We start from the raw sequence: 13,256 nt of genomic DNA, 5'->3' as shown, positions 1-13,256 counted from the left end.
TCAATTCCTCCCAACGTTTTCCCGCCGGTCCGGCGCGACGACTCCGACCCCGCCCGGGGCACGGTGCGGAATCGGTCCCGTGGTGCCCCGAATGACGAGGTTGGTCCCGATCTTGGTCGCATGCGGATGCGGCTTTTCGGCAAGTTTCAAAAGCAGCGTTTCGGCGGTCCGCGTTCCCATTTCGCCGCTTGGCACGTGGATCGTGGTCAGTGCGGGCGAGACTTGGGCCGCCAGTTCAAGGTCGTCGAAGCCGATGATCGACAGATCCTCCGGTACCGAGACGCCCCGTGCGCGCGCCTCGAACAGCACGCCCGTGGCGAGGACGTCGTTGCCGCAGATGATTCCGGTGAGTCCCGAATTCTGTTCCAGCAACGTGCGCAACCCGAGCCGCCCATCCTCGATGCTGAAGGGGCGCTCGATATGCCGTGACGGCGGCAAGTCGAGACCGCGCTCCGCCAGCGCGACGCTGACGCCCTCGAGACGCCACTCGGCGCGGTCGTTCAGGCGGATCGGATTGTCGATAATACCGATGGCGCGATGACCCAGTTCGAGCAGGTAGCGCGTCGCGTTCAGGGCGCCTTCCCGGTTGTCGTAGCCGATCGTCGCATGCGGGCTTTCGGGTCGGTAGATGTGGGTGACGACGTAGGCCAGATCACGGGCCCGGATCAGGTCGTAAATCTCCTCCGAGCGCTTTTCCCCGCACAGCACCAAGGCGTCGACGCCGCCTTCGATGAGGCTGCGGATCTCGGTCATCTCAAGGCGTGGGTCGGATTCACTGATTCCGACCAAGAGGCGATATCCGTCGTCGCCGAGACGGCGCTGCAACGCGGTTATGAAGCGGGCGAAAATGGAATCGTCGATGGTCGGAATAAGCGCGCCGATGCGGAAGTTGCGCTGCGAGGACAGCGCCCGCGCCGCGCCATCGGGAATGTAGCTGAGACGTCGCGCCGCCTCGACGACGCGGCTGCGGGTGGTTTCATTTACGGTGTCCGGTTGATTGAAGGCGCGCGATACGGTGGCGATCGATACGCCGGCCGCACGAGCGACGTCGCGAATGCCCATTTGTGTCGCGCGGCGGCGGTTGACGGTCTTCGAAAGCGGCGAGACCAAGGCTTTTCTCTATTTGTAACCGGTTACGCAAAAACTCAGTTCGGACCTTCCAAGTCGCATTTATCACCAATCGAGGCGAGAAAAAACCCCAAATTTCGGATGAGCTCCACCATGGTGGCATGAAACCGGTTTCACCAAACGAGATTAGGGCGACTGCCTCTGCGGTTAAATGCGCCACCGGACATCGTGTCTCGTCCCATCGCACCAAAAGCAAGGGGCCCGCACAAGGCGGGCCCCCACTCAAGACGTATGATCCTGGCGTCAGTCGACGAGCGTCAGATTCTCCGCCGAAGATTTGCCGTCGCGTCCCGGTTGCAATTCGAACTGCACGATCTGGCCTTCTTCAAGGCTCGATAGGCCGGCGCGCTCGACAGCCGAAATATGTACGAAGGCGTCTTTCGATCCGTCTTCCGGGCTGATAAAGCCATAGCCCTTGACGGGGTTGAACCACTTCACGGTTCCTTTGGTCATGTTGGTTTCCTAGTCGTTTTGTTGCCGTAAATGCTAACCAGCCCGCCACATGGCAGGTTGGGTCTCAGCTCGTCGAATTCCAGGGTGTATGGTCGCTAGGTCGGCGTGACAAAGCAGGATACGCCGGATCGCCGCAAACTGATGGATGTGATATGGACCGGGTCGCCGAAAAAATCAATCGGAATCATGCAGTGTCGTTGCCCGTTTCCCAACGGCAAAATGTTATTCACCGGGTCCGTCCGGCGGCTTTTGATCGTCCCGGTCGACCGGTTGGACCTCCGGGGCTCGGTCATCGCTGTCGTCATCGGCATCATCGCCGGCGATGGCGTCGGTCGTGACATCGACGGCGGTTCCGACGATATCACCAACGATTTCAACGCCTGTTCCCACCACCGACCCGGCCGTCGAGACGACAGAGCATCCCGCCAAAGCGAAGAGCGCAATGAGTGGAAGCGGCGCACGCCAGAACATCGACCGACTATAGCCGGACATCCGAGCCACCGGAATCCCTGTTCCCGTGCCCCGAATTTGACACAAGCCGCGGCCGCCGTTAGGTCCTTTCAAAGACGCAGTACATCGCGCTCTCTTCATGACCCTCGAAGAATGCGCCGCGAATCATGTCGCGCTGTTTGAGGATACCTTGGCGATTCAACGCGGCAAACTTCGCGGCGAACCCCTTCGGCTCCCAAATATCGCGGTGGATCGAACAGGCCAGAATCCCACCCGGCCTCAGAACGCGCGCGATTTCATCCAACGGTTCCGAACCGACATGGCCGACGGTAAACGTGCCCGACGATATCGCGCCGCCGTAGGTCGCGTCGGGCACGTCCAAGGGATTGGTGATATCGGCGTGCAGCAGATTGCGGTAGATGCCGCGTTGCCGCGCACGCGCGATCATTTCCGGCGTTATGTCGATGCCGTCGAACACCGAGAACCCGTGCTCGGCAAGGTAGTGGCTGGTCAATCCGGTGCCGCAGCCGATGTCCAACACGGCCGCCGTGCGGTCGGCGAGATGGGCGGCGAAACATTGGGCGATCATTCGCGGCGCCAGATAGCCCAGCCCCTGCTCCATCTGTTCATCATAGTCGTCCGCGCAGGCGCCGTAGAACTCCAAGGCATCCGACAGGCCATCCAGCCCGTAAGCCCGCTTGAGGAATTCTTCGGATGTCTTCCCGGGATCGTTTCCCGACGATTTCTTGGCCATCACACGCTTTTCCGCCCACCGGGATTTCGGTCAGGCGCTCCCTGTTGTTCCATAGACGATGACCCGGATCGGCGTCGGCCCTCCGCCGGTCGCCGGATTGAGCGCCTCGGGACAGTTCGACAGCACTGCCAGGACGTCCATATCCGCGCGCAGGTCGACAAAATCCCCGGGCTTGGATGAACCGTCGACGATGGCGGCTGAGCCGTCCGGACCAACCGGAACCCGCATGAAGAAATTCGCGTTGGCAACGACATCGCGCGATCCCATGCCATGTCCGGCGAGCTCCCGTTCGAAATTGCGCTGGCAGCATTCGGCGTTGGTCTGGCCATAGCGGACCTCGTCAAGCGCGAACGAGCAGCAGCCGAATATGGTGTCATGGCCGCCGCAGCTATCGGCCACGATCGTCATCATCGGACGCGCCCGCACCGAATACAGTATCGATCCCATGCCGAGATAGATATTGCCGGGGATCTTGATCGTGTTCGGCGCGTGATAGCGTTCCTCCGGGTCGTCGGCATTGTAGCAGAGAAAGTCGATCGCCTGCTGGCCTTCGAGATCGACCAGCCGCAAGACATCGCCCTTGGCGATTCGTCCGCTCCACGGCGCACAGGCCGGCACGACGTAATCCTCGATCACGGCGGCGCCGGGCGGCAGATCGTCAGGCATCGTCATCGCCTCATGCTCGGTCGCAATTTCGGGCGAGGAGTATAATCGTTAGCGGCGGGCATTGTATCGAGTATAGGGATCGAGATCGGGCAGGTCCCAACCTTGGTAATAAGCCTCGACATGAGGCCGCAATCTCTCGGCGCGGGCCGCCGCCTCGGCGGGAAACGGTTCGGTTTCGAGGCGGTCGGCGATTTCGCTTGCCGCGGCGGCGAGGTCGAAGCCGGTCGGCATCCCGTCGCGATAGACGATCTCTCCGCCGACCAGCACGGTCGTCACGTCGCCGGCCTTGGCCCGCATGACCAGGAGTTCGAGCGGGTCGGCCTCGGGCGCGACCCACGGCCATGCAACCTGGCTGAGATCGATCAGCACCAGATCGGCGGCATAGCCCGGCGCAAGGCGGCCCAAACTATTCTCCTTGCCGAGCAAACGGGCGCCGCCGAGGGTCGCCAATCCGAACAGGCCGGCCGGTGACGGCGCATCGACGCCGTAATGCGGGGCGCGGGCGAGGCGAAGCGCCAGCCGCATTTCGGCGAACATGTCCTCATCATCATTCAGGGCCGTGCCATCCATGCCGAGGGCGACGGTCATCCCCGCCTCGAGCATTGCGCTCAACGGAGCGATTCCCGCGCGCAGGCGAAGATTGGAGCTCGGATTGTGGCTGAGCGCGGCGCCGGTTTCCGCCATCACCGCGATTTCCGGTTCGGTCAGCCACACGCCATGGGCAATCGAGAATCGCGGACCGAGGACGCCAAGATCCCGCAGGTGGAAAACGGTCGGCTTGCCGTAGTCGCGGGGCCCGTGAAGTTTTTCATAGAACGATTCTTCGACATGGGTCTGGATTCCCGTACCGTGCCGCGCAGCTGCGGCGGCGATGTCCAGAAGGAACGCGTCCGAGACCCATTGTGGCCCGGGCGGACCGTACCAAATGTCGATGGTGGGGTGGTTGGCATAGCCTTTGCACAGCAAATCCATCACCGCGAGATAGTCGCGCTCGTCGATTCGCCCCGGCTCCGGCAGCAGCGCCTCCGCGTCGGCGCGCAGATCGGCCGGCAGCGCATCGAGAAACCGGCTGTCCTCGCCGGCGCCCGAAACGATGAAACTTTGTGTCGAGATGCCGGCGGCGAAGGCGACCCGGATGCCGGCCTCGTCATAAGCGGCAAGCGCCTGGCCGATCTCATCCGAGTAGGTTTCGGTATCGCCGCCCCCGCTGTGGACGTCGACGACGCTGGTGACGCCGGATCCGAGGAGGCGGGCCGCGCTGATCAGCGTCTCCAAGTAGATATCGGTGGGACGCCTCCCGGCGCGGGCCAGGATCCAGGATTCGAGCAAAAGATCGGGGATGCCGTGCTGCGGACCGGTGACACCGGCGCTGTGGTGGTGCGCATTGATCAAGCCGGGTATCACGGCGACGTTGTCCGAACCCAGCACACTGGCATCGGGATGGGCGCCACGGAGCCGGTTCCATGGCCCCACCTCCCGCACGGTCCCGTCCTCGACAAAAACCGCACCGTCATGGATCACCGGTTCGTCGGCACCGGCGACCACCCAACGGCCGCGCACGATGATCGAGTCAGTCATGTGATTGCTCCCCGAAAATGAGCCCTGGCGCGCCACCGAAACCGTCCGACGCTCGTGGATTATAGTTTGGAGACACGCCAGATGGCCGTCGATTATGCATTTCTCGCGGCCGGTGGGCGTGATATCGAATTTCGGCGTCGCGCAGAGGCGGCGCCGAGCGGCGGCAAGAGCGGCAAACGCCCAGGGTTGACTGGCCGGGACGGGACCGATGGATTTTCTACAGCAGACCGTTTCATCGCCCCGCGGCGATAGCGCATGAACGCGGCGCTATTCGGCAGCGTGTGCGCGCTCGGCCTCGGGTCGGCCGATTTCATGGGCCGGTTCTCGAGTCGCGCCATCGGGCCCCATAACGCGCTCCTCGGCATGCTGCTCAGCAGCGCCATCCTGGCCTCGCTGTGGGTCTGGCTTTCCGGCACGCATCTCGTTTGGGACGGCGACAAGATCTGGTGGTCGGTGCTCAACGGGATCGCGACAACCGTCATGACCCTGCTTCTTTACTGGGGCCTCGCCCGCGGCCCGGTCAGCGTGGTGGCGCCGATCGTCGCCGCCCACCCGGTCCTCGTCACGCTGTTCTATGCCGCGGCCTGGGGCGTTCGGCCGACGGCAATCGAGTGGACGGCGATGGCCGTGACCCTGATCGGTGCGGCCGTGGTCGCGCGGAGCGCTGAGCCCGAGGCGGATAGCGAACACCATGACCGAAAGTTCTTTCACGTCACGATTCTGATCGCCGCGCTGTCGAGCCTCGCCTATGCCGTCCTCGTCATCGCCGGCCAATCGGCGGCACCTGTTTTCGGCGAGATTCAGACGCTGTGGATGGGCAGGCTGTTCAGCGTCACCACCCTGATGCTGATCTTCGCGATGCAGCGGCGGGCGCCCCACATGCCGATGCGGTGGTGGCCGTTCCTCGCCGCCCAAGGCTTGCTCGATGCCGGCGGCTATGTCGCCCTGTTCGCCGGCAGCCATGGCGACGACGCCGGCGTCGCCGCCGTCACCGCATCGACGTTCGGCGTCGTCACCGTGCTGCTCGCGTGGTCGATCCTGCGCGAGCGGATCAACGCACTGCAATGGTTGGGGATCGTGCTCGTCTTCGCCGGTATCGTCGTCCTGTCGAGCCACGATCGGCTTTGGCTCTAATCGCCGCCCTCCGGCACGACCGCGATGACATCGATTTCCATCACCCATTCGGCTCGCGCCAGACCGTCGATGACCAGCCCGGTCGACACCGGGTAGACGCCCTTGAGCCAACGGCCGACGACCCGATAGACCGCCTCGCGGTAACGCGGATCGACGATATAGATCGTAATCTTGCAGATATGGTCGAGGCACGACCCGGCTTCCTCGAGCAGCATCTTGACGTTGGCCATGGCCTGCTCGGCCTGGGCGGCGGCGTCGCCGATACCGACCGATTCGCCGGTGTCGAGATTCTGCCCGACCTGGCCGCGCACGAAAACCATGTTGCCGGCCCGCACCACCTGGCACAAATCGTTGTCGAGGTCCTGTTCCGGATAGGTGTCCTTGGTGTTGAACCTGTGCAGGCGGGTGTGGACCATCAGCTTGCGGTACCTTTCGCCTTGCCGCCCCCGCCCATGACGGCGTCGGACAGATGAGCCGACTTCTTGACGAATTCGAGCGGCACCGAAAAATCGAAATTGTTGTAGACCGCGTTCAAGTGGGCGAAGGGCGGCGACTGGGCGAAGAGTTGGAAGGTCAGCCGGTGCCCCGCATAGTCCGAATTCAATAGGTCGCGGGCGAAGGCGAGCAGGCGGCGGCGATCCTGTCCCGACCAGTCTTCGTTGATGGTGTAGAACTTCTCCAGCCACGGTCCGGACACCTCATGCAGGAAGGCGGCGGTGTCCGGCGTGATGCAGATCTGGCCGCCGCACAGTTCGCGCGCGATGTGCATCATCGCCGGCAGGTTGGCGCAGGCATGTACCCGCCCGGTGTAGAGCAGCGACTGGTTGGGCATCAGCAGCCCGCCTGGGCTTTCCTCCGCGGTGGCGATCGCCACCGTCAAATGCGCGTTGATGCCTTCGCGATAGACCGCCAAGGCCGCCAGCTTCTCGCGCACCGCCGGGTTCTTGTCGAGCCCGGTCTGACGGGCATTGAACAGGGCGGCGCCGATCATCATGTCGGCGACGTAGAGGATGCGCTGGACGAAGGCGAACGCGCTGTAACGGTGCAGCGTGGCGCGAATGAACGCCGCCGCTTCGGTGTGGCGGTAGAACAATACGTCCTCCCACGGCACCAGCACGTTGTCGAAGATGATCAGGCTGTCGACCTCGTCGAAGCGGTTGGCGATCGGGTAGTCGCCCTCGGGCGCGCGGCCGGCGAACCCGGTGCGGCAGATATGCTTCATGCCTGGCGCGTTCATCGGGGAGATGAACCCGACCGCATAGTCCGAAAGCTTCTCGTTCTGCGACCAGCCGCCGATGGTCGGCTTGACGAAGGCCTGGTTGGCGTAGGCCGACGCGGTTTCGTACTTGGCGCCGCGGACGACGATGCCGGCGTCGGTCTCCTTGACCACATGCAGCAGCATGTCCGGATCCTGCTCCTGGGGCGGCTTCGAGCGGTCGCCCTTGGGGTCGGTATTGCCGGAGACATGGAAGGTATCGCTACGCGTGACCTCGTCGATATGGCGCTTGATGTTTTCGGAGAACTGGGGGTCGACCGCGTTCAAGACGTCCTGGCCGTCATAGAGCGACCACATTTCGCCGACCGTCTCGTCGCCGACCCGGATGACGACCCCGCCGAGATCGTGCAGGACCGCATCCACCGCGGCGCGCTTGTCGTACCAATCGTCACGGGTGCGCGGCGGCTTGAACCCGGTCGGGTTGCGCTCCTCGCCGCCATCGGCGGCATACGACATGACATCGCGATAGGCTTCTTCGTGGGCCATGTCGTAGATGCGCGCTCGGGCGTCGACGATCGGCTTGAACGCCGGATAGACGGTGACGTCGTCGACCTTTTCGCCGTTGATGTAGACCTCGCGTCCGTCGCGGATCGAGGCGCGGTATTCGTCCCCCGTTCTGATCATGCTGCTGCACTCCCGATGAGGCCGACCGACGCGAACGCCGGTGAATACTAGCCGAGGCGGGGCCGCGCCGGGAACCTCGATTTCCGCGAACGGTCGTCGCCGATGCGGCGTTTGGCCCGGATGGCGAAGTGTTATAGATATCCTGCCGCTCGAGAACGAACGCATCGCATCGCGACCAACGGCAATAGACCATGACCGACAAACGGCTACTCATCGTCGCCCACGCCCCGTCCCCGAATACGCAGGCTCTGCGCGATGCCGTCGTGGCCGGCGCGGGCGCGCCGGAAATCGAGGGTGTCGCGGCGCGCGCCCTCAGCCCGTTCGATACCGGACCAGACGACGTCCGCGCCGCCCACGCGATCATTCTGGGTACCACCGAAAACCTCGGCTACATGAGCGGTGCGCTGAAAGATTTCTTCGACCGCATCTACTATCCCTGCCTCGAAGAAACCCAGGGACTGCCTTATGCATTGTACATCCGCGCCGGGCACGACGGCACCGGGACGCGGCGCGGAATCGAGACCATCGTCACCGGTTTGCGCTGGCGGCCAATACAAGAGCCACTGATATGCCGCGGCGAGTTTCAACAATCCTTCGTGCCGGCGTGCGAGGAGCTCGGCACGCTGGTCGCCGCCGGGTTGGAAGCGGGGGTCTTCTGATCGTCCGGGCCGGCCTTGTCGGACCTGTCGATTTCGTCCACTCTGCGCTCACGGATGGAGCGTCGGCAATCGGCGGTCCTGCAGCACGCGATATGGTCGATGCTTGAACTGGATGTCGAGGAAATAACCGCCCTGCAAGACCGGCAAACCGTCGGCTGGCACGCCGACGCGCCGCTGGAAACGAGCGACGGCTTGCTCGGTCTCGTCGAGCAGAACCACCGACGAAATTTCGATCTCTGGCACGAGGAGGACCAGGCACGGCGCGAGGACAGGGGGTTCGAGCACGTGTACCGGGCCAAGCGCGCCATCGATCGCTACAACCAGCAACGCAACGACCTCATCGAGCGGATCGACGACGCGATCCTGGGGGCCGCCGGCCCGTTCGAAGACGACCGCGCGGTGAATTCGGAAACGCCCGGAATGATCATCGACCGACTGTCGATCCTGGCCCTCAAGGCCTACCACATGGACGAACAGGCGCGGCGCGAGGACGCCGACGCCGAACACCGATCGGCATGCGCGGCCAAACTTTCGGTCATCGAAGCGCAGCGCCGCGATCTCGCCGCCGCCCTGGCCCGGCTTTTCGATGATTTCAATACCGGATCACGCGGCTTTCGCGTCTACCGCCAATTCAAGATGTACAACGATCCCGACTTGAACCCGCAGCTCCGGGGTTCGCGACGCGAAAAGGCCGACTGACCAAAGGGGGCTAACTTTGGTCGGGAAGCGGCACAGAAGACAATCGCGCTGAAGCCGAAGACCTCGGGCAACCGGTTCCGTGATACGACCGGTCGCGTCGCGAACGAACCGATTCCTTGAATATTGGCGGCAGTGCTGGTTCTCGATCAGCCGCGCATCACCTTGCCGGCGGGATCGAACAGCGGCTCGGCCTGAATCCGAGCCGAACGCCGATCGCCGATGATCTCGACTTCGTACCCAGCATCGACATCGATCGCGTCGCGGCGGACATAGCCCATGGCAACCGATCGCCGCGACCAGTGGGCGTAGCCGCCGGACGTCACCCAGCCGACGACCTCGCCATTTCGCCAAATCGGCTCGTCGGAAATGACATCGGCACCGTCGGCCTCGACGACGAGGGTGGTGAGGGTACGCGCCGGTCCCGCATCCCGTGCCGCGATCGCCGCCGCGCGGCCGATGAAATCCTCCTTCTGCATCGCCACGAACCGGCCCAGGCCGGCCTCGAACGGCGTATAGATGGGCCGGTACTCGCGCGCCCACGTGCCCCAGTTCTTCTCCAGCCGCAGCGAGTTGAGGGCGCGGCTGCCGAACGGGCGGAGGCCCATTCCCTGCCCCGCGTCGACCAGCAGATCGAACAAGGCGCTCAGATATTCCGGGCGCACCCAGATCTCGTAACCCAAGCCGCCGGTGAACGACACCCGGCCGACGCGGGCCGGGATCGTGCCGACGTCGAACTCGTCGAATGCCATGAACTTGAATGCGTCGGCGGAGACATCGCGGCGCGTAAGCCCTTGCAGCAGGTCGCGGGATTTCGGCCCAGCGATTTGCAGGCCCTGCATGTCCAAGCTGATCGCCCGCAGCGCCACGCCGGATGTGGTAAGATGCTGGAGGAACCAGCGCATGTGGTACTGCTCCGCCACCCCCGACCCGATCAGGTAGAAGCGGTCCTCGGCCGCCCGCGCCAGGGTGAAATCGCCGATCAGCATGCCGCCGGCGTTCAGCATCGGTGTCAGCACCATGCGGCCAACCTTGGGCAGCCGGTTTGGCAACAGACGGTCGAGCCAATCGGCGGCGTCCGGACCGGTAACCTCGTAGTTGGCATAGGCCGAGATCTCGAACACGCCGACCCCGTCGCGGACCGCATGGCATTCCTCGCCGACCGCCGCGAAATCGTTCGATCGGCGGAACGAGAACACGTCGCGCGCGTCTTCGCCGGATCGCGCATACCACAGCGCCGCCTCCAGACCCCAGGCCGAGCCGAACACCGCGCCGCGTTCTTTGAGGCGGTCATATATCGCCGTCGCCTTGAGCGGTCGCGCCGCCGGCAATTCCTCGTTGGGGAATTGGATGCGGAAACGCCGCGAGTAGTTCTCCCGTACCTTGGCATTGGTATAGGCCATCGTCGCCCAGTCGCCGAACCGCGCGACATCCATCGCCCAAACGTCGAACCCGGGATCACCGTCGACCATCCAATTCGACAACGCCAAGCCGACGCCGCCGCCCTGGCTGAATCCGGCCATGACGCCACAAGCGACCCAATAGTTGGGCAGGCCGCGGATCGGCCCGATCAGCGGATTGCCGTCGGGCGCGAAGGTGAACGGGCCGTTGATGATCTGCTTGATGCCGGCGTTCTGAAACGCGGGGAAATGCTGGAACCCCACTTCGAGGGACGGCGCGATGCGGTCGAGGTCGGGTTCGAGCAGTTCGGTATCGAAATCCCACGGCGTTTCCTCTGCCGACCATGGTTTGCCGGCACGCTCGTAGGTGCCCATCAGCATACCGCGCCGTTCCTGGCGCAAATAGAGCTCGCCCTCGAAGTCGATACAGTGGGGCACCTCCTTGCCGGCGGTTTCGTTGAAGGCGACGACCTCGGCCATGTCATCGGTGAAGAGGTACATGTGCTCCATCGCCAGGATCGGCAGTTCGAGGCCGGTCATGCGTCCGACCTCGCGCGCCCACAGGCCGCCGGCATTCACCACGTGCTGAGTGTGGATCTCGCCGCCGGCGGTGATCACGCGCCACGACCCATCGGCGTTCTGCACCAGGTCCTCGACCCTGGTCTGGCGGATGACGGTGGCACCGTTGGTGCGTGCCGATTTGGCGTAGGCATGGGTCACCCCCGACGGGTCGAGGTGGCCCTCCATCGGGTCCCACATCGCACCGACGAACTGGTCGGGATCGAGAAGCGGCATGATCTCGGCCGCCTCGCGCGATGAGATGATTTCGGTCTCCATGCCGAGATAGCGTCCACGCGCATGGGCCATCTTGAGCCAATCCATGCGCTCCGGGGTGCCCGCCATCATCACCCCGCCGGTCAGGTGGACGCCGCATGCCTGGCCCGAGATTTCCTCGATCTCCTTGTAGAGCCCGATCGTATATTGCTGCAGCTTGGCGACGTTGGGGTCGCCGTTGAGCGTATGCATGCCGCCCGCGGCGTGCCACGTCGAGCCCGAAGTCAGCTCGGCGCGCTCGAGCAATACGACGTCGCGCCACCCGGCCTTGGTCAGGTGATAGAGAACCGAGCAGCCAACGACACCGCCGCCGATGACGACGGCCTGAGCGTGAGAGGGGAATTCCATGGTAGCGATCCGGCCTAAGTGAAACGGCCGGATCTTGGCCCGCGTTTACGGGACCGGCAAGCACAAACGCGCGGCAGGCCGAACTTACCTTCCGTGGTCCGGGCCAAAGGCGATGGCGCGCTCTTTGAAACCCTCGGCAGGCGCCGATTTGCGCCGCCGTGCGCCCGAACCCATGATTACCCTCCATCGGACCATTGGTCCGACATTCGAGAGAGGGCGGGAATGTTCATCCGGCGTGCTTGGTACGTCGCGGCCTGGGATCACGAGATCGACCGCACCCCGTTGCGGCGTATAATCCTGGGCGAGCCAATCGTATTCTATCGCAAGATGGATGGCGTCGTGGTGGCCCTCGCGGACCGTTGCTGTCACCGTCATTTCCCGCTGTCCCGCGGCACCTTGACCGGCGACCGCATCCAGTGCGGCTTCCATGGCATGGTCTATGACGAATCGGGAGTTTGCGTCGACATCCGGTGGCAGAAAAACATCCCGCCGGCGGCGCGGGTGACAGCTTACCCGGCGGTCGAGCGCCATACTTGGGTATGGGTGTGGATGGGCGACCCGGCGGACGCCGACGAATCACTGATCCCGGATTTCCATTGGCTCGATGACCCCGACTGGGGCGCCACGGGAACTCGTTTCCATGTCAACTGCGATTACCGGCTCATCATCGACAATCTGCTCGACCTCACCCACCTCGCCTACGTTCACCGTTCGACCATCGGCAATGATGCGGTGGCCGAGCAGGCCGACGTTTCACATCGCCGCGGCGCCGAAAATATATTGGTCACCCGATGGATGCGCGACATCGTGCCGCCGCCGACCTATGTCAAGGCCGGCGGTTTTACCGGAAACGTAGACCGTTGGCAGATTATCGATTTCACACCGCCCTGCTATGTCCGTCTCGATGTCGGTGCCTGCGACGCCGGAACGGGGCGCCCGAGGGCAATCGAAGCGGCGGAATCGGCATGCGCAACCTGAACGCGATAACCCCGGAGACGGCCAAGACGACTCATTACTATTGGGCGCAGGCGCACGATTTCGACGTCGACGACAATGCGGTCTCCGACATATTGGTCGATCAGGTCAAGACCGCGTTCTTGGAGGACAAAGACGTCTTCGAGGCGCAACAGGCCAACATCGATCTCGATCCGGAAGCCGCGAAGATCGATCTGTCCGGCGATGTCGGCGGGGAAGCGGCGCGCAAGTTGATCCGGAAATTGATCGAGGCGGAAACCGAGGCCGCGAATCCCGACTGA

The 13,256-nt window shown here is 63.8% G+C and carries 12 protein-coding genes and 1 pseudogene; 4 read left to right on the top strand and 9 right to left on the bottom strand.

Going from position 1 to position 13,256, the window contains the following annotated elements:
• The 6 genes from GY791_09275 to GY791_09250 all read right to left on the bottom strand — a co-directional run bounded on the left by GY791_09275 (position 1) and on the right by GY791_09250 (position 5,029).
• Entirely contained in the window at positions 1-1,062 is a 1,062-nt protein-coding gene (locus tag GY791_09275) for a LacI family DNA-binding transcriptional regulator (GenBank protein MCP4328610.1), read from the bottom strand.
• A 309-nt stretch (positions 1,063-1,371) separates the two neighbouring features.
• Entirely contained in the window at positions 1,372-1,581 is a 210-nt protein-coding gene (locus GY791_09270; GenBank protein MCP4328609.1) for a cold-shock protein, read from the bottom strand.
• Positions 1,582-1,803: 222 nt separating this feature from the next.
• Positions 1,804-2,073: a hypothetical protein gene (locus GY791_09265; protein MCP4328608.1), complete on the bottom strand. Its 270-nt coding sequence runs from the start codon at positions 2,071-2,073 to the stop codon at positions 1,804-1,806.
• 58 nt (positions 2,074-2,131) lie between these two features.
• Entirely contained in the window at positions 2,132-2,785 is a 654-nt protein-coding gene (locus GY791_09260; GenBank protein MCP4328607.1) for a class I SAM-dependent methyltransferase, read from the bottom strand.
• A gap of 30 nt (positions 2,786-2,815) precedes the next feature.
• The gene (locus GY791_09255; protein MCP4328606.1) at positions 2,816-3,457 is read right to left on the bottom strand and encodes a DUF1989 domain-containing protein; all 642 of its coding nucleotides are present in this window, start codon (positions 3,455-3,457) and stop codon (positions 2,816-2,818) included.
• Positions 3,458-3,499: 42 nt separating this feature from the next.
• Entirely contained in the window at positions 3,500-5,029 is a 1,530-nt protein-coding gene (locus GY791_09250) for an amidohydrolase family protein (GenBank protein ID MCP4328605.1), read from the bottom strand.
• Between the two features lie 255 nt (positions 5,030-5,284).
• On the opposite strand from GY791_09250, the gene GY791_09245 reads away from it, so the two are divergent.
• On the top strand, positions 5,285-6,163 hold the full coding sequence (locus tag GY791_09245; protein MCP4328604.1) for a DMT family transporter: 879 nt from the start codon (positions 5,285-5,287) through the stop codon (positions 6,161-6,163).
• On the opposite strand, the gene GY791_09240 is transcribed toward GY791_09245, so the two are convergent.
• Entirely contained in the window at positions 6,160-6,579 is a 420-nt protein-coding gene (locus tag GY791_09240; protein MCP4328603.1) for a RidA family protein, read from the bottom strand. The two genes, GY791_09245 and GY791_09240, sit on opposite strands and share 4 nt — an antisense overlap.
• Entirely contained in the window at positions 6,579-8,063 is a 1,485-nt protein-coding gene (locus GY791_09235; protein MCP4328602.1) for a 4-hydroxyphenylacetate 3-hydroxylase, read from the bottom strand. The genes GY791_09240 and GY791_09235 overlap by 1 nt, the downstream gene beginning before the upstream one ends.
• Positions 8,064-8,254: 191 nt before the next feature.
• On the opposite strand from GY791_09235, the gene GY791_09230 reads away from it, so the two are divergent.
• Positions 8,255-8,722 carry a flavodoxin family protein gene (locus tag GY791_09230; protein ID MCP4328601.1) on the top strand — a complete coding sequence of 156 codons (468 nt, stop codon included), beginning with the start codon at positions 8,255-8,257 and terminating at the stop codon, positions 8,720-8,722.
• Positions 8,723-8,821: 99 nt separating this feature from the next.
• Positions 8,822-9,421 (top strand): DUF4254 domain-containing protein, encoded by a 600-nt coding sequence (locus GY791_09225; protein ID MCP4328600.1) that lies wholly within the window; start codon positions 8,822-8,824, stop codon positions 9,419-9,421.
• A 146-nt stretch (positions 9,422-9,567) separates the two neighbouring features.
• On the opposite strand, the gene GY791_09220 is transcribed toward GY791_09225, so the two are convergent.
• Entirely contained in the window at positions 9,568-12,000 is a 2,433-nt protein-coding gene (locus tag GY791_09220; GenBank protein ID MCP4328599.1) for an FAD-dependent oxidoreductase, read from the bottom strand.
• 222 nt (positions 12,001-12,222) lie between these two features.
• Here GY791_09220 and GY791_09215 point away from each other — a divergent pair.
• Positions 12,223-13,256 (top strand): annotated as a pseudogene (locus tag GY791_09215) (aromatic ring-hydroxylating dioxygenase subunit alpha).

Source organism: Alphaproteobacteria bacterium, assembly GCA_024244705.1.
In the GTDB taxonomy this organism is placed as follows: domain Bacteria; phylum Pseudomonadota; class Alphaproteobacteria; order JAAEOK01; family JAAEOK01; genus JAAEOK01.
The sequence above is the reverse complement of the archived record's forward strand: the minus strand, read 5'-3'. Positions and strand labels throughout refer to the sequence as shown.

What these genes read in the sequence shown, in the direction of transcription:
- GY791_09275 (MCP4328610.1), bottom strand. Translation starts at nt 1,062, where the DNA reads ATGGGCATTCGCGACGTCGCTCGTGCGGCCGGCGTATCGATCGCCACC.
- GY791_09235 (MCP4328602.1), bottom strand. Translation starts at nt 8,063, where the DNA reads ATGATCAGAACGGGGGACGAATACCGCGCCTCGATCCGCGACGGACGC.
- GY791_09265 (MCP4328608.1), bottom strand. Translation starts at nt 2,073, where the DNA reads ATGTCCGGCTATAGTCGGTCGATGTTCTGGCGTGCGCCGCTTCCACTC.
- GY791_09240 (MCP4328603.1), bottom strand. Translation starts at nt 6,579, where the DNA reads ATGGTCCACACCCGCCTGCACAGGTTCAACACCAAGGACACCTATCCG.
- GY791_09270 (MCP4328609.1), bottom strand. Translation starts at nt 1,581, where the DNA reads ATGACCAAAGGAACCGTGAAGTGGTTCAACCCCGTCAAGGGCTATGGC.
- GY791_09225 (MCP4328600.1), top strand. Translation starts at nt 8,822, where the DNA reads ATGCTTGAACTGGATGTCGAGGAAATAACCGCCCTGCAAGACCGGCAA.
- GY791_09220 (MCP4328599.1), bottom strand. Translation starts at nt 12,000, where the DNA reads ATGGAATTCCCCTCTCACGCTCAGGCCGTCGTCATCGGCGGCGGTGTC.
- GY791_09255 (MCP4328606.1), bottom strand. Translation starts at nt 3,457, where the DNA reads ATGACGATGCCTGACGATCTGCCGCCCGGCGCCGCCGTGATCGAGGAT.
- GY791_09250 (MCP4328605.1), bottom strand. Translation starts at nt 5,029, where the DNA reads ATGACTGACTCGATCATCGTGCGCGGCCGTTGGGTGGTCGCCGGTGCC.
- GY791_09230 (MCP4328601.1), top strand. Translation starts at nt 8,255, where the DNA reads ATGACCGACAAACGGCTACTCATCGTCGCCCACGCCCCGTCCCCGAAT.
- GY791_09245 (MCP4328604.1), top strand. Translation starts at nt 5,285, where the DNA reads ATGAACGCGGCGCTATTCGGCAGCGTGTGCGCGCTCGGCCTCGGGTCG.
- GY791_09260 (MCP4328607.1), bottom strand. Translation starts at nt 2,785, where the DNA reads ATGGCCAAGAAATCGTCGGGAAACGATCCCGGGAAGACATCCGAAGAA.